A 14,908-nucleotide genomic window follows, 5' to 3' on the forward strand; every position below is an offset into this window, starting at 1 on the left:
CGAATTCCGCCCGCCCGGGAAAACCTAGCGGAGGACTTCGGATGAAGGTATTGCTGCGAGGCGTGCTGTTTCTCGACGCGGTGCTCAACCTGCTGCTCGGCCTGTTGCTGCTGCTGTCGCCGTCGGCGACGCTGTACAGCGCGCTGCAACTGCCGCAGCCCCAGCCCGCGTTCTACGGACAGCTGCTGGGCGTGGCCCTGGTCGGCCTGGCCTGGCTGCTGTGGCAGGCCACGCTCAACGGGCAGCTGACGGTGGCGGTGGCGCGCACGGTCGGCCAGGTCAACCTGGCGGGCGCGCTGATCGTCGCGGTCTGGACACTCTTCCTCGACGTACCCCTGCAACCCGCCGGCAAGATCTGGCTGCTCGCCCTCGCGGTGGTGCTTGCCTTCTTCGCGGTGGTGCAGATTCCCGCAGCGAAGAAAGTCAGGCTGCGCGAGCGCGAACAGCGCGATCAACGCGAGCAGGACCAGGAACGGCCGTCCGCCAAGGACGCCAGAAGGAACAACGGCGCGCCCGCCGCGCGCCAGACGCAATCAAACGAACCCCGGCGCGAGCCGGTCATCACGCCGCCGCCTGGCTACGGGCCGGGTACGGAGGTGATGACGGAGAGCGCTCCAGAAGAAACGCCACCGGCACATCATGCACGACAAAATCCTCATCCTTGATTTCGGCTCGCAGGTTACGCAGCTGATCGCCCGCCGCGTCCGCGAGGCGCACGTCTACTGCGAGATTCATCCGAACGATGTGTCGGACGAGTTCGTGCGCCAGTACAACCCCAAGGGCGTGATCCTGTCGGGCAGCCACGCCAGCACCTACGAAGACCACCAGCTGCGCGCGCCGCAGGCGGTGTGGGATCTGGGCGTGCCGGTGCTGGGCATCTGCTACGGCATGCAGACCATGGCCGTGCAGCTGGGCGGCAAGGTGGAGTGGAGCGACCAGCGCGAGTTCGGCTACGCCGAGGTGCGCGCGCACGGCCACACCGCGCTGCTCAAGGACATCCAGGACTTCGCCACGCCCGAGGGCCACGGCATGCTCAAGGTCTGGATGAGCCATGGCGACAAGGTCACCGCGCTGCCGGAAGGCTTCAAGCTGATGGCCTCCACACCGAGCTGCCCGATCGCCGGCATGGCCGACGAGGCGCGCGGCTACTACGGCGTGCAGTTCCATCCCGAGGTCACCCATACCGCGAAGGGCCGCGAGCTGATCGAGCGCTTCGTGCTGGGCATTGCCGGCGCGCGCGCCGACTGGATCATGCGCGACCACATCGCCGAGGCCGTGGCCAGGATCCGCGAGCAGGTCGGCGACGAGGAAGTGATCCTCGGCCTGTCCGGCGGCGTGGACTCCTCCGTGGCCGCCGCGCTGATCCATCGCGCCATCGGCGACCAGCTCACCTGCGTGTTCGTCGACCATGGCCTGCTGCGCCTGGACGAAGGCAAGATGGTGATGGACATGTTCGCCGGCCGCCTGCACGCCAAGGTGGTCCACGTCGACGCCTCCGAACAGTTCCTCGGCCACCTGGCCGGCGTCACCGACCCCGAGCAGAAGCGCAAGATCATCGGTCGCGAATTCGTCGAAGTGTTCCAGGCCGAAGCCAAGAAGCTGAACAAGGCCAAGTGGCTGGCGCAGGGCACCATCTACCCGGACGTGGTGGAGTCGGGCGGCACCAAGACCAAGAAGGCCACCACCATCAAGAGCCACCACAACGTCGGCGGCCTGCCTGAGACGCTGGGCCTGAAGCTGCTGGAACCGCTGCGCGACCTGTTCAAGGACGAAGTGCGCGAGCTCGGCGTGGCGCTGGGACTGCCGCCCGAAATGGTCTACCGCCACCCCTTCCCGGGCCCGGGTCTGGGCGTGCGCATCCTCGGCGAAGTCAAGCGCGACTACGCCGACCTGCTGCGCCGCGCCGATGCGATCTTCATCGAGGAACTGCGCAAGACCCTGGCCACCGAGCAGGACGCCGCCGCCGGCCTGTGCGGCGCCGACCAGGTCGGCAAGAGCTGGTACGACCTGACCAGCCAGGCCTTCGCCGTGTTCCTGCCGGTCAAGTCGGTCGGCGTGATGGGCGACGGCCGCACCTACGACTACGTGGTGGCGCTGCGCGCGGTGCAGACCACGGACTTCATGACCGCGCACTGGGCACACCTGCCGTACGCGCTGCTGGGCCGCACCTCGAACCGTATCATCAACGAGGTACGCGGGCTGAACCGCGTCGTGTACGACGTCTCGGGCAAGCCGCCGGCGACGATCGAGTGGGAATGATTTGAGGTCCTTCGGGGACTATCGCCAGTTATCGAAAAGCTGCCGTAACGTTTTGATTTGTAAAGAAATACGTCGCGGCAGTTATCGGTAGCTATCGCCGGCCAGCAAGAACGGTTGACGGTAGAGCTGACGGTAAGAATTGAGGCGAGATTAAGACACTCTCGTTCACTATTGAGGCTTTTACCGTCTTTGACGGTAAAAGTCTTCTCAGGAAAGCTTGTTTCATGCGGCTTTCCGGGCATCAGCGGGTCTCCTGGTCCCTGACGGTAAAAGCCGTCAAAAAACAGGAGAAAACCTCGATGCTGACCGACACAGCGCTGCGCAATCTGAAGCCTAAGTCATTGACTTATAAGGTTTCTGACCGGGACGGGATGTGCGTGACGGTATCGCCCGCCAATACCGTCACCTTCCGCTACGACTAGCGTCTCAATCGCCGGAAGAACTCGATATGGCAGGTCATTTCAGTTCCGCGACCGTAGGTCAGACTCTCGCGCAGAAAGGTCGGCAGCTTCTTCGTTTTTCGTGTAAAGCCCTCCAGGGCATCTTGGGCCGTGCAGCCGTCCATGCGTGCTGGCCGGCGGCGCCTTCAAGCCTGAAAGAGGTGTCTCTGCCCCACAGCAGAAGGCACGACTTTCTCCTCCCCGAATGCCTCGACGAGCCTGTGAGTCGCACGCCAGCCAGTGCAATGACCAGGCACAAAGCGTTTCAGATTGAACTGCCCTAGATCACTGATGGTCTGCGGAATCAACGTCTCGCTGGCTGAACCACTGAGATGGAAACCTCCCATGACTCCCCATAGCGGTATTGGCGCTAGCTCTTCCTGAGCGCGATGCAGCACGTTGACGACCCCGGCGTGGGAACAGGCGGTAAAGACTATCGCCCCAAGGCCTGCCACGTTTACTGCCATCCATCGCTCATCTTTTATTAATGGATCCGGTAGCCAAGCGCCGTCGTTCGTCTGCGCAAAATGTCCAGGCAGCCCGTTCTCGTATGATGTTCGCCGCGGAATCTCGCCACTCAGATGGAAATGCCCATCAAGCAGGGTGCGTGCGTCATCGCTTGAGACAATCTCGGCTCCGGCCGCGGAAAGCTGCTCTTTGGATGGCACCTCATCGAACGGGAGGAGTTCTCCATCGGCTCCCGGCTTATGCACGGCTCGCGGTACGAACATGCCGTCATTCACGTGTACGGGGATCTTGCGGTCACCATTTGCATCGGTGATCAACTGGATCGCTGTCAACATCCCCCCGACATGGTCCCAGTGGCCATGAGAGAAGACCGCTGCGTCAATATCTCCGAAACGCAGACCAAGCCTCTCGCCGTTTCGTTTGATCGCATAGCCTTCCGGGCCGCTATCAAACAGGACCGTATGCGTTTTGCCGTTGAGCGTAGTCTTGATCACCAGGGAAAGACCCCATTGCGCACAACACAGGCACCGTCCGGTCAATTGGGACGCACCGGCTCTCACAATGTTGGAAACCTCGCCAGTTACACGTTCTGGAAGCGAGGAAAGAAGATCACTGACATTGTCGAGAAGAACAAGAACTTCACAGCTGTCCACTTCTTTGAGTAACACGATACTATCCTTCTTAGATTCCAGCCGGTCGAATTTTTTAGCGTTAAAGACGGAATGTTGCTTAAAACAATCAGCAAAATCGCGCTGACGAATGCATCCATGGCGCATGCCTGCGATACGTTCCGCGATATGTCCGGCCGCTAGATAGGCGAGGCTCTAGTGCCAATAGGTGTCACGAAGATCGCGACTCGGCTCCAAATGCCGGAGGTCACCGGCAATCGCGAGTCGACGTCGCGAACCATGGAGATGGGTTATGCCTGATTTCACACAATTGCTCATGTTCGCTCTTGTGGCGTTGGGAATGGTTTTGACGCCGGGGCCGAACATGGTCTATCTGATTTCCCGCTCAATTTGCCAAGGTAGACGTGCAGGCCTCATTTCGTTGGGGGGTGTTGCGCTGGGCTTTGTATTCTACATGCTCTGTGCGGCATTCGGAATTACGGCCTTTGTATTTGCAGTGCCTTACGCATACGATGCGCTTCGCTTTGGTGGTGCTTTATATCTTTTGTATCTTGCCTGGCAAGCGGTCAGGCCAGGCGGACGATCCGCATTTGCCGTGCGTGACCTGCCGGTCGATACCCCAATGAAGCTCTTTGGCATGGGGTTTATCACTAACCTGGCGAATCCAAAAATCGCCATCATGTATCTGTCGCTGCTGCCCCAGTTCATTACGCCAGGACATGGCAGTGTTCTTGCGCAATCGCTGGCGCTTGGCAGCGTTCAGATTTCGATCAGCCTTGCCGTCAACGCACTGATCGTCGTGACAGCCGGATCGATATCGATCTTCCTGTCGGGACGCCCGTCGTGGCTATTGGTGCAGCGCTGGCTGATGGGAAGCGTTCTGACAGGTCTGGCGGTACGGATGGCATGCGAGTCCAGGAAATAGCGACGCCTCGCATGGGCTGTATGTCGCCCCTGCGTTAAAGAAGGTCTGCGCAACGCGGATCGATGCTGACCTTCCACGCCCCCCAACAGTTGAGGGATCGCCCTGGATAACGCGCTCCGCACACAATCTACCGATGCCCCAGGCAAGCTACAAGACGGAAACCTATTGGAAACAGTACCAATCCTTTTTTCCTGCACATGCGCGAGTCACCACGGCCAGCGGCCCGAATGAAGAGTGGCTCCCCTGGAAAGGAGCATCGATCCATGTTGATCGATTTCCCTGCGCAGCGTCGCCGCTGACCGTGATCGTCGTGCATGGAGGAGGGGGATACGGCCGGTTGTTCGCGCCGATTGGCAAGCTATTGCACAGCGCAGGCTACGAGGTCGTCGCTCCGGATCTACCGGGGTATGGGTTGAGTCAGGCGCCTCCTTCTCTGGTCTCTTATGAGGCGTGGTCCGACTTGCTATGCGATCTGGCAACCATCGAGTACCGGCACACCGGGCGACGCGTGGTCTTGTGCGGCGGAAGCCTTGGTGGCTATCTGGCTTACCTGTGCGCGGCACGGATGGGAGACGGCCCCATTGCTGGCGTGATCGCCACAACCCTTGCGGATCCGCGGACGCCGCTGGTGAAACAGCAGTTTGCGCGCAACGCGCTGGTGCGCCACGTCATGATGCCCCTGTTGCCCTGCTGCGCGCCTCTGATCGGCAGACTGAGGCTGCCCGTGAAGTGGTTTACCAAGATGGACGCGATGTCGAACGATCCATCGCTGAACCGGCTCGTTGCCGAGGATCCCTACGGCGGCGGCGTACGTGTGCCGGTCAATTTCATGCAGTCGATTTTCGCCGTGCGGCCGGAAGTCGAGCCCGAGGACTTCGACCACTGTCCTCTCCTGCTGGCACATCCCGCAAACGATCGCTGGACGGGCTTCGAATCGAGCCGGCAGTTCTTCGACCGCATCAAGGGCGAGAAGAGATTGGTGATGCTGGAAAACTGCGGCCACTTTCCAGTGGAGGCGCCAGGTATCGCGCAACTGGAACAGGCTTCGATCCGATTCCTGCGGGAGATCGCCAGCAACGGACCGCGCGCGTGACCGCGTGAGTTGGTCGCAGGAGTATTGGCGATGCCCAGCCCCGCGCCCGCCAGCAGGCAGAGATGATCGCGTAGGCTGTCAGGCAGGCCAAGTTGCCTTTCTGGGGGCGGGCTCCGTCCATGCCAAGGCGCCGGATAATTGGGAGAGCGGACCCGATACTCCCATGATCTCGGCACGCCTCACGCGCCGGTAGTCAGAATTGATATCGCAAGCCGGCAACGAACTGTCTGCCGAGACCGGGAATGACTGCAAGGTTGCCCCATGAGGCAGGATAGTAGGTCTTGTCGAACAGGTTGTGGATGTCGAGATAGACCTTGGTACGGCGGTCAATCTGCCAGTACGAGACCAGCTTTACGGTTGCGTATGCCGGCAGCGAGTAGGTGTCCGTCGCGTTGCCGGAGCGCGAACCAGCATAGACAACGCCCGCACCAACGCCATAGCGGCCACCGATCCATGGCATGGCGTCTTCGCGGATTGCCAGCAAGCTCGCGCTCACCTTGGGGATGTTGGTAAGGCGTGTCCCAGCTGCGATGGCGTTGTCTTCGGTGACCTTTGCATCAATCAGCGAGAAACTTGTGCTGATGCGCCAGTTCTGGTCCACTTGACCAAAGGCATCGATTTCAACGCCGCGGCTCGTGGCTTCGCCGGCTGCAATGTTGAAGTTCGGGTTGGTCGGGCTGCGGGTGAGCACGTTGCGCTTCTGAATGTCGTACACAGACAGCGTTGCACCGAGCCTGGCATCGCTGGACTGCCATTTCACACCAGCCTCCACTGCACGGCCGTGCTGGGGACTGAAGGCGTTGCCGGATTCGTCCACACCGGTGTTCGGCCGGAACGATTTCCCGAACGACAGGTATGTCGAAATCTCGGCGGTCGGCAGCCAGGTGAGTCCTACGCGTGGCGACACGGCCGTTTGATTCTGACTGCTTGTCTTCGCAGTGATGAGGTTGTCGACTGACTGCTGATAGCTATCAAACCGTACTCCGCCCAGCAGCTTCCACTTCTCCCCAAGCGAGATCTCGTCTTGCATGTATGCACCGAAGTTTCGCTGGTTCTCTCGCGTGGATGTACTCAGAGTTACCAGCGGCTTCGCTTGCCCGTAGACAGGGTTGTAGATATCGATTGCATACCGATTCATCGAGGGATTCGAGTACGCGATGTCCATGCCCATGTACAGCCGTGACACATCGAGACCAACCATCATGCGATGGCCGATTCCGCCGGTGTTGAAGTTACCTTCCACTTCGGCTTGGACAGACGTATCGCGCGACGGCAACGAGCGCCAGCTATTGCGCCGCGTCAGCGTGCGGCCGTCTGCCAGCAGGCTTCCGAACTCGGCTGCGTTGCCTTCGAAACCGGATTCCTTGTAGCTCACGCCGAACCGCGTGCGCCAACCAGGGGCGAGGTCCCGCTCGAGTGTCAGTTGGTGCGTGTTGCTTGAGAGATGGAGGTTAGGGTCGTTCGGCTCTTGCAAGTATCGGTCACGTGGCAGCACGAGTTTGCCGTTCACGTTGATAACGCCGCGGTCCAACGGTGTTTGCACACGCATGAACTCTCCCTCGTACTGGAGCAGCGTGTCATTGTCTATGACCCAGGCCAGCGCAGGGGCGATCAGGTACTTGTGGTTGTCGATGAGCGAACTGCGGCTGGCACCGTCTTCTGCCATCATGTTTAGACGGTAGGCAAACTTGTCGTTGACTGGCCCGGTCGTGTCTACGGTTGCGCGCGCGAAGCCAAGCGTGCCGCCACTGACCTCAGCCGTCGTCGACCGCGTGAACTTCGGCTTCTTGGTGACGATGTTGATCGTTCCTCCGGGCTCACTACTGCCGTACAGCGCCGCTGCCGGACCTTTCAGAAATTCGAAGCGCTCTACAGTGGCCGTATCCCGCATGGGACTATAACCGCGGGATCCTGGAAAACCATTTACCAGGTAGCCCATATCGGTGCTGCTGAAGCCCCGAATGGCATAGTTGTCCCACGTCCCGCCGAAATCGTTTTGCCTGGCGATACCGCTCACATAGTCCACAGTGTCAGACAGGCGGGTTGCGCCAAGGTCTTCGATGAGCGCTGACGTGACCACGCGAACGGACTGCGGCACCTCGCGCAAGGGCGTTTCAGTGCGCGTGGCACCTCCGGCTTCTGTCGGGACGTACTTCGATGCAGCGCTCGCGGCGACCCTTACCTCGGGCAATTCGGAGTCTGGAAGGGCGTCAGCATCGGCGTATGCGAAGTCCGATATGGGAAGAAGAAGCAAGCTGACGTGACAGAAATGGCGTGCAATCAAGCTGCGCGGGTACGGCGGAGTCAAAGACATGTTCAAACTGAGTGTGAGGCTCTATGCACTAATATACCTCAACAAATGCAAATACGTCTCATTTGAATTAATGCCGAGAGGTCTTTGCTTTCGGGCTGATGGATCATGCCCAAGGTCCATGCGCAGAAAGCGCAGCAGTTCCGGTGCGCGTTCCTTGCACGCTTTCGGCTGGGGACACGACATGAGGCTGGAGGCTGCGATCGAACGCGCCATGGAAGGGGCGGCGGCGGCCCGCGAACTTGCGGGCCATGGCCTGCTATGCCCACGCAGAGAAAGCCTTCGCGGACGGCGGCTCCCGCAACGTGATGGCTATGCGTTGCGCTGGTTATACCTGGAGGCCAGCTGTGAGCGACGGCGCCATGCGTCGCGACAGCGCTGAGCGGCGGCCCAACAGAAACGCGCGGAGCAGCATCGGATAGTCCGCGCGTACCGCCTCGACGACCGATGGCCGCATCGCCAAGGCGCGGCGCCAGTTCCGCGCCTTCGGCAAGCCCTCCAGGAAACCGAAGTCGCCGATCGCATCGAATACGTCGAAATACCGGAACACAGGTCCGAAGACCGCATCGACGATGCTGAAGGGCTCGCCTGCGAAGTACGGCCCGTCGCTGAGCGCGGCCTCGATCTGCGCGAAGCGGGCTTGGATTTCGCCCGCGCGCGCGATCAACACGGGTTCGTCAGTGGCGTTGTAGAACGCCCCGATCGAATTCAGCAGCGCCGAGCCGAACTCCATCCACGATCGATGTTGCGCCCGCTGCAGAGCGTTCGTCGGGTGCAGGCGGGGCAGTGCCGTCTCGTCGAGGTACTCGCAGATGACGGCAGACTCGAAGATCGCCTCGTCGCCCACCAGCAGCACCGGTGTCTTGCCCAATGGCGAGATGTTCCTGAACCAGTCCGGCTTGTCCGCCAGGTTGATGTCCCGGCGCTCGAACGCCACGCCCTTTTCCGCCAGCACGATGGCCGCGCGCTGGACGTAGGGACACAAGGCGTGCGACACCAGCACCAGGTCCGGCGCCGCGTGCCGCGCATCGGCGAGGCTTGCGCGCGGTTCCGGGAGGCCGATCTGCGTGGCGGAAGGTACCGATGCGTCCATGGTGTGGTTCGAGGCGGGTGGCAGATGGGACGACTGTAGTCGTGCACTAGCGAAATCAGAATAGGCCGGATGGCAAGCTCCGATTGCAAAAGCGCAATGCGAGATGTGCCCCCGGAAACTTGGAGTGTCGCTCGCGTCAGGCCCGCTTGCCGACCATGCAGAGGTACTGTCGCCGGTTTCGGCCACCTTCGGCTTCGGCTCGTTGACCAGCACGCTATGCGTGGCGCAAGCGCTGTTCCCCTCCGTGCGCATGGGGTGCCCCGTGAAGATTTCCTTCTCGTGGCCGCCTTCCTTGAACAGCCACGAGATCTGCCATCCGCTGCTCGGTGGATCTTCTTCAGGAGACGATTTCCGCTTATATTCGACGCTCGTTTGTCAGCCACTGCGCCGTGCGCGAAGGGAGTCTCGCATGTCCAAGACGAAATACGCCGCCTACAAGCCCGCCGCCCCATACTTCGATCTCGTCCGAGGGGCGCTGGGGGATCTTGTCGATGGCGAGCACTTCTTCGATGTCGTCACCGACGGCACCGTCTACGAGGTGCGCTATGACTTCCCCGGTTGGCCTCGCGTCATTCGGGGGCGGACCGACCTGATGGCAGCGTTCAGGGGCTATGTCGACAACATCGCCCTGCAATCCGCGGACCGGCTGCTTGTCCACCGGACGGAAGGGGCGCGCGTCGTCGTCATCGAATACGAGGTCCACGGGACCATCCTGGCGACCGGCGTGACATACGACAACCGGTTCTGCTCCATCATCGAGATCGAGAACCGGAAGATCGCGCACTGGAGAGACTACATGGACTCCCTGGCGGCGTGGAACGCATTGACCGCGCAGGCTCGCTCCGCGGCGGCTCCGACAGCGGCGTCCTAGTCCTGGCAAGGGGCGAGAGGCGAACCAGATGCGCATCGCGCGCGAAGAGGTCTTCGGGCCCGTGCTGGCCATCATTCCCGATGGGGATGAATTCGGGGCTCGGGCGCGAAATGGGAAAGTGGGGGATAGATAGATGCCTGCCTGGAACCGAAGATCTTGCTGATGGCAGCGGAACCACCCCTCCACTGACGCGCCGGCGTCATGCGGCGGACGGCTGACCCGGGGGGGGGGCGCACGGATGGGCGCTACCCCCGGGCCAGCGCGATCTGCACGAACACCACGATCCGAGCCGGCCCGAACCTGGCGCGAACCGGGCAAGGTGCTCCGCGATCCATCCTGGCCAAGGGTTTTCCCTTGGGGCCGCGAGCGCTTGCCTGCCGTGTCGCCGCACCGCAGCAGAAGAAACCAACCTTTTGTCGGGGTGGTCGTGGCGGGTCCGCCTGCTCAAATTCTCCTGGCGCGCGAGCCGCGCGCGAACAGGAGACAAAGCTATGAACGAGCTGCAGGGCCGAAGAGCCCTAGTGACGGGTGCCGCGCAAGGCCTGGGTTTGGCCATTGCCCGCCTGTTCGTCGAGCGTGGCGCGCAGGTCATGCTTGCCGACATCGACGAAGCCGGAGCCGCCCGGGCCGCGGACGAACTCGGCGCCCATGCCCGCGCGGTGCGCTGCGACGTGACCTGCGCGGCTGACTTCAGCGCCGCCGTCGAGGCCGCCACACAGGCTTTCGGCGGCATGGATACGCTGGTCAACAACGCCGGCATCGAGATCGTCAAGCCGCTGCTCGACCACACCGAGGAAGAGTTCCACCGGATGATGAGTATCAACGTGCTGGGCGTGTTTCTCGGCATGAGGCACTCGCTCGGTGCGCTGGTGGCGTCGGGGCGCGGCTCGGTGGTCAATATCTCTTCACTGGCCGGCATCAATGGCGTGCCCCTGTTCGGCCTCTACGCGGCATCGAAGGCGGCCGTGCTGCAACTCACCCGTACCGCCGCCGCCGAACTCAAGCAGGCTGGCGTGCGCGTCAATGCCGTGTGCCCGGGTTTCGTCAACACCGCCATGGTCGATCGCCTGATCCCCAAGGTCGAGGCTGCCGTGGGGGTTCCGTTCGACGCCCTGGTGGCGGCCAAGCAAGGCCGCCTGGGCACCGCACAGGAGGTTGCCGAGATGACGGCCTTCCTCGCCTCCGACGCCGCCAGCTGGACGACTGGCTCCCACTACATTCTGGACGGCGGCTTGTCCGCTGGATTGCTATGAACAGGAAGCTGCTGCAGGACAAGGTCGCCATCGTCACCGGTGCCGGGCGCGGGCTGGGCGAGGCCGTGGCACGGGCCTATGCGGCGGAGGGCGCCAGGGTGGTGGTTTCCGACATCGATGCGCAGGCGGCGCGCCAGGTGGCCGATTCGCTGGCGGGTGCCGTCGCGGTGCCCTGCGACGTGCGCGTGCCCGCACAGGTGGAGGCGCTGGTGGCGGAAGCCGTGCGGCTGCACGGCCGCCTCGACATCATGGTCCCCAATGCCGGCATTGCCCGGGTCGCGCCGCTGGTCGCCACCAGCTACGCCGACTGGCGCGAGGTCACCTCGGTCAACCTGGACGGCGTGTTCCTGTGCATCCGGTATGCGGCGCCGGCCATCATCGCCGCGGGCGGTGGAAGCATCATCAATATGGCGTCGGTGACGGCCAAGGCGGCCTGCGCGCTGATCGGCAGCTATGCGGCGGCCAAGGCGGGCGTGGTGTCTCTCACGCAGACGGCGGCGGTGGAACTGCGCGCCCACAACGTGCGCGTCAATGCGATCCTGCCCGGCTTCATCGACACCGAGCTGGTGACCTCGCACATCGCCGAATTCGAGGCGCAGCTCAAGCTGCCCGACTTCGGCGCGGTGGTGAGGCAGCGGCAGGGCCGCTACGGCAGGGTGGAGGAGGTGGCCGCTCTGGCGGTCTTCCTTGCCTCGGATCGCTCGAGCTTTTCCAATGGCAGCGGCTTCGTGCTGGACGGCGGCGTCAGCTCGTCGCTGCTCTGAACCATCGCTATCCAGGAGACATTCAATATGAGCAAGAAGCCTGTCGTCGTCTATGGCGCCTCCGGCTACACCGGGCGCCTGGTATGCGAATACCTGCGGGAGTACCAGATACCCTTCATCGCCGCGGGGCGCAGCGCCGAGAAGATCGAGGCGGCCATGAAGTCCCATGTGCCCGGCATCGAGACCGCCAGCTATGAGGTGGCGGAGGTGGCCCATACCGTGCCCGCGCTGACCGAGCTCTTCCGCGGCGCTGCGGTCGTGCTCAACACCGTGGGGCCGTTCGCCAGGTTCGGCACCGAGGTGGTCGAGGCCTGCCTCGCGGCCGGCTGCCACTACACCGACACCACCGGCGAGCAGGACTGGCTGATCACGCTCGACGAGCGCTTCGGCGCCAGGTTCGAGGCCGCCGGCCTGCTGCTCTCGCCCGGCCTGGCGCAGATGTACACCACCGGTGAGATCGCCGCGCAGTTGTGCCTGGAGACGCCGGGACTGGACACGCTCGACATCGCGGTGTTCTGGGGCGGCAGCCCGACCATCGCCTCCACCCAGACCATCCTGGTCAATGCGGCCACCTCCAAGGCCTTCTACCTGGAACAGAACCGGTACGTGGAATGGCAGCCGGATGCGGGCCTGTACCACCTGTCGATCCCCGGCCAGCACGAGGCGGCGCTTGCCCTGCCCTGGGGAGGGACCTCGCATCCGGTGTGGTTCAAGCGCGATCCGCGCGTGGCGAACGTCAAGGTGCTGGGCGGCGTCTTCAACAAGGCCCTGATGCAGGGCGTGCCGCAGATCGTGGCGGCGGCCATCCAGGCCACGGAAGGCATGGCCGACGACGAGCGCCATGCGGCGCTGGTCAAGACCGCCTCCAGCGTGATGAACACCATGCCGCCGCGCGAGAATCCCCGTATCAACAAGTCGGTCGACTCGGTGCATGCTTCCGGTCCGCTGGGGCGTGTGCACTGCGTGATCTTCGGCAACTGCAACTACAAGCAGACCGGCTTGTTGCAGGCCCATGCGGCGGCTTCGCTGCTGCAGCAGGCGCCGCGCCGCGCGGGGCTTGCCTCCGGCTGCCAGGCATTCGGGCACCGCGAGTTGCTTGGTACGCTGCGCAGCTTCGGGCTGGTGCAGGAGCCCGTCATCACGCGCATGGGCTGAGCCATGCGACTGGTCGACTATCTCGACAAGGGCGCCCAGCTGGGCGCCGACGCGCCCTGTCTCACGATGGGGGAGACCGAGCTGAGCTACGCGCAGGTACAGCGCATCAGCTGGCGCGTGGCGCGTGGCCTGCAGCGCGCCGGCATCCGGCCGGGCGACAAGGTGGCGGTGTTGTCCGGCAATGACGCTTACGCCTTCTCGGCGGTGTTCGGCATCTCGCGCGCGGGCTGTGTGTGGTGTCCTGTCAATCCACGCAATGAGGCGGGTGAAAATGCCTTCGTGCTCGATGCCTTCGATTGTGCCTGCCTGGTGTTCCACGGCAGCTATGCCCCCATGGTCGAGCAGATGCGCGCGCAGCTTTCCAAGCTGCGCGTGCTCGTCTGCCTGGACCGGCCACAGCCGTTCGCGCCATCGTTGGGGGAATGGCTGGACGGGCTGGACGAGCAGCCGTTCGACGTCGCGCCGCCGGACGATCTGGCGATGATCGCGGGCACGGGCGGCACCACTGGCCGGCCCAAGGGGGTAATGCTCTCCGGCCGCAACCTGGAGACCATGTCGGCACTCACGCTGATGGGCTATCCCTTCCCGGCGCGGCCGTGCTACCTCGCGCTGGCACCGCTCACCCATGCGGCCGGCGTGCTGTGCCTGCCGGTGATGACACTGGGCGGCCGCATCGTGATCATGCCCAAGCCGGACCTGGGCGAATTCCTGGCGCTGATCGAGCGCTACCGGGTCACGCACACCTTCCTGCCGCCCACGCTGATCTACATGCTGCTGCAGCACGAGAAACTGGCCACTACGCGGCTCGATTCGCTGCAGTGCTTCTGGTATGGCGCGGCGCCCATCGCGGCGGCCCGGCTGGAGGAGGCGCTGGAGAAGATCGGCCCGGTGATGGCCCAGCTGTTCGGCCAGACCGAGGCACCGATGATGATCTCGATGATGCCGCCGCGCGAGCATTTCCACGCGGACGGCACGGTGGCGCGCCGGCGCCTGTCGTCGGCCGGCCGGCCCGGTCCGCTGGTCCAGGTGGCCACGATGAACGACGCCGGCGAGTTGCTGCCTGCGGGCGAGCGCGGCGAGATCGTGGTGCGTTCGTCGCTGGTGATGGCCGGCTACTACAAGGATCCGGCGGCCACGGCGGAGGCGTCCCGCTTCGGCTGGCACCACACCGGCGATATCGGCTACCTGGACGAGGACGGCTACCTCTATATCGTCGATCGCGCCAAGGACATGATCATCACCGGCGGCTTCAACGTCTACTCCGTGGAGGTGGAAGCCGTGCTGATGGAGCACCCGGGGGTGCAGGACAGTGCGGTGATCGGCCTGCCCGACGACAAGTGGGGTGAGCGCGTGGTGGCGGTGCTGCAGCCGCGTCCGGGCTGCACGCTGGCTGCGGAGGAAGTCATCGCCTTCGTCAAATCGCGCATCGGCAGCGTCAAGGCGCCCAAGCAGGTGGAGTTCTGGACCGACCTGCCACGCTCCAAGGTGGGCAAGGTGATCAAGAAGGAGGTACGTGCTACGCTACTCGGCAAGGATGACTAGGTATGGGCGAACCAGCGCGGGGCACGCGGCCGGGCCCGCCGTCCGACCCGGTCCCGGTGGCGCATGCACCGTCATGCCCGCCCGGCCGGATCGCGCCGGGCGCCG

General features: G+C 63.4%; 12 protein-coding genes and 2 pseudogenes. 10 read left to right on the top strand and 4 right to left on the bottom strand.

The window, feature by feature from the left end:
• Positions 1-41 precede the first annotated feature (41 nt).
• From BKK81_RS09865 to BKK81_RS35290, 3 genes and pseudogenes are all read left to right on the top strand, one after another.
• Positions 42-665 (top strand): hypothetical protein, encoded by a 624-nt coding sequence (locus BKK81_RS09865; RefSeq protein ID WP_071012486.1) that lies wholly within the window; start codon positions 42-44, stop codon positions 663-665.
• Entirely contained in the window at positions 640-2,259 is a 1,620-nt protein-coding gene (guaA, locus tag BKK81_RS09870; protein WP_071012488.1) for a glutamine-hydrolyzing GMP synthase, read from the top strand. Before BKK81_RS09865 ends, guaA begins: the two co-directional genes overlap by 26 nt.
• Before the next feature lie 299 nt (positions 2,260-2,558).
• Positions 2,559-2,678: pseudogene (locus BKK81_RS35290) on the top strand (Arm DNA-binding domain-containing protein); the annotation flags it as partial.
• A gap of 8 nt (positions 2,679-2,686) precedes the next feature.
• Here the strand turns inward: BKK81_RS35290 and BKK81_RS36985 are convergent.
• Both BKK81_RS36985 and BKK81_RS34175 read right to left on the bottom strand, forming a co-directional pair.
• Positions 2,687-2,827, bottom strand: a pseudogene (locus BKK81_RS36985) (IS30 family transposase); the annotation flags it as partial.
• An 18-nt stretch (positions 2,828-2,845) separates the two neighbouring features.
• Positions 2,846-3,835 carry an MBL fold metallo-hydrolase gene (locus BKK81_RS34175; RefSeq protein WP_197523903.1) on the bottom strand — a complete coding sequence of 330 codons (990 nt, stop codon included), beginning with the start codon at positions 3,833-3,835 and terminating at the stop codon, positions 2,846-2,848.
• Between the two features lie 253 nt (positions 3,836-4,088).
• Here BKK81_RS34175 and BKK81_RS09880 point away from each other — a divergent pair, with 253 nt between their 5' ends.
• Positions 4,089-4,721, top strand: a complete 633-nt coding sequence (locus tag BKK81_RS09880) for a LysE family translocator (RefSeq protein ID WP_071012491.1) — start codon at positions 4,089-4,091, stop codon at positions 4,719-4,721.
• A gap of 133 nt (positions 4,722-4,854) precedes the next feature.
• On the top strand, positions 4,855-5,814 hold the full coding sequence (locus tag BKK81_RS09885; protein ID WP_071012492.1) for an alpha/beta hydrolase: 960 nt from the start codon (positions 4,855-4,857) through the stop codon (positions 5,812-5,814).
• A 193-nt stretch (positions 5,815-6,007) separates the two neighbouring features.
• Here the strand turns inward: BKK81_RS09885 and BKK81_RS09890 are convergent, their stop codons facing one another.
• Together BKK81_RS09890 and BKK81_RS09895 are read right to left on the bottom strand one after the other, a co-directional pair.
• Entirely contained in the window at positions 6,008-8,128 is a 2,121-nt protein-coding gene (locus BKK81_RS09890) for a TonB-dependent siderophore receptor (RefSeq protein ID WP_071012494.1), read from the bottom strand.
• A gap of 325 nt (positions 8,129-8,453) precedes the next feature.
• Entirely contained in the window at positions 8,454-9,218 is a 765-nt protein-coding gene (locus tag BKK81_RS09895) for a glutathione S-transferase family protein (RefSeq protein WP_083384033.1), read from the bottom strand.
• Between the two features lie 409 nt (positions 9,219-9,627).
• Between BKK81_RS09895 and BKK81_RS09900 the strand changes: the two genes are divergently transcribed.
• The 5 genes from BKK81_RS09900 (at position 9,628) to BKK81_RS09920 (ending at position 14,803) form a co-directional block, all read left to right on the top strand.
• Entirely contained in the window at positions 9,628-10,089 is a 462-nt protein-coding gene (locus tag BKK81_RS09900; protein WP_071012495.1) for a nuclear transport factor 2 family protein, read from the top strand.
• Between the two features lie 491 nt (positions 10,090-10,580).
• Entirely contained in the window at positions 10,581-11,342 is a 762-nt protein-coding gene (locus BKK81_RS09905; protein WP_071012497.1) for an SDR family NAD(P)-dependent oxidoreductase, read from the top strand.
• Entirely contained in the window at positions 11,339-12,106 is a 768-nt protein-coding gene (locus tag BKK81_RS09910) for an SDR family NAD(P)-dependent oxidoreductase (protein ID WP_071012499.1), read from the top strand. The genes BKK81_RS09905 and BKK81_RS09910 overlap by 4 nt, the downstream gene beginning before the upstream one ends.
• Before the next feature lie 27 nt (positions 12,107-12,133).
• Positions 12,134-13,261, top strand: a complete 1,128-nt coding sequence (locus BKK81_RS09915) for a DUF5938 domain-containing protein (RefSeq protein ID WP_071012501.1) — start codon at positions 12,134-12,136, stop codon at positions 13,259-13,261.
• Between the two features lie 3 nt (positions 13,262-13,264).
• On the top strand, positions 13,265-14,803 hold the full coding sequence (locus BKK81_RS09920) for an acyl-CoA synthetase (protein ID WP_071012502.1): 1,539 nt from the start codon (positions 13,265-13,267) through the stop codon (positions 14,801-14,803).
• The last annotated feature ends 105 nt before the right edge of the window (positions 14,804-14,908 follow it).

This window comes from Cupriavidus sp. USMAHM13, assembly GCF_001854285.1.
Classification (GTDB): domain Bacteria; phylum Pseudomonadota; class Gammaproteobacteria; order Burkholderiales; family Burkholderiaceae; genus Cupriavidus; species Cupriavidus malaysiensis.

What these genes read in the sequence shown, in the direction of transcription:
- BKK81_RS09895 (WP_083384033.1), bottom strand. Translation starts at nt 9,218, where the DNA reads ATGGACGCATCGGTACCTTCCGCCACGCAGATCGGCCTCCCGGAACCG.
- BKK81_RS09900 (WP_071012495.1), top strand. Translation starts at nt 9,628, where the DNA reads ATGTCCAAGACGAAATACGCCGCCTACAAGCCCGCCGCCCCATACTTC.
- BKK81_RS09890 (WP_071012494.1), bottom strand. Translation starts at nt 8,128, where the DNA reads ATGTCTTTGACTCCGCCGTACCCGCGCAGCTTGATTGCACGCCATTTC.
- BKK81_RS09915 (WP_071012501.1), top strand. Translation starts at nt 12,134, where the DNA reads ATGAGCAAGAAGCCTGTCGTCGTCTATGGCGCCTCCGGCTACACCGGG.
- BKK81_RS09885 (WP_071012492.1), top strand. Translation starts at nt 4,855, where the DNA reads ATGCCCCAGGCAAGCTACAAGACGGAAACCTATTGGAAACAGTACCAA.
- BKK81_RS09905 (WP_071012497.1), top strand. Translation starts at nt 10,581, where the DNA reads ATGAACGAGCTGCAGGGCCGAAGAGCCCTAGTGACGGGTGCCGCGCAA.
- BKK81_RS09865 (WP_071012486.1), top strand. Translation starts at nt 42, where the DNA reads ATGAAGGTATTGCTGCGAGGCGTGCTGTTTCTCGACGCGGTGCTCAAC.
- BKK81_RS09920 (WP_071012502.1), top strand. Translation starts at nt 13,265, where the DNA reads ATGCGACTGGTCGACTATCTCGACAAGGGCGCCCAGCTGGGCGCCGAC.
- BKK81_RS09880 (WP_071012491.1), top strand. Translation starts at nt 4,089, where the DNA reads ATGCCTGATTTCACACAATTGCTCATGTTCGCTCTTGTGGCGTTGGGA.
- guaA (WP_071012488.1), top strand. Translation starts at nt 640, where the DNA reads ATGCACGACAAAATCCTCATCCTTGATTTCGGCTCGCAGGTTACGCAG.
- BKK81_RS09910 (WP_071012499.1), top strand. Translation starts at nt 11,339, where the DNA reads ATGAACAGGAAGCTGCTGCAGGACAAGGTCGCCATCGTCACCGGTGCC.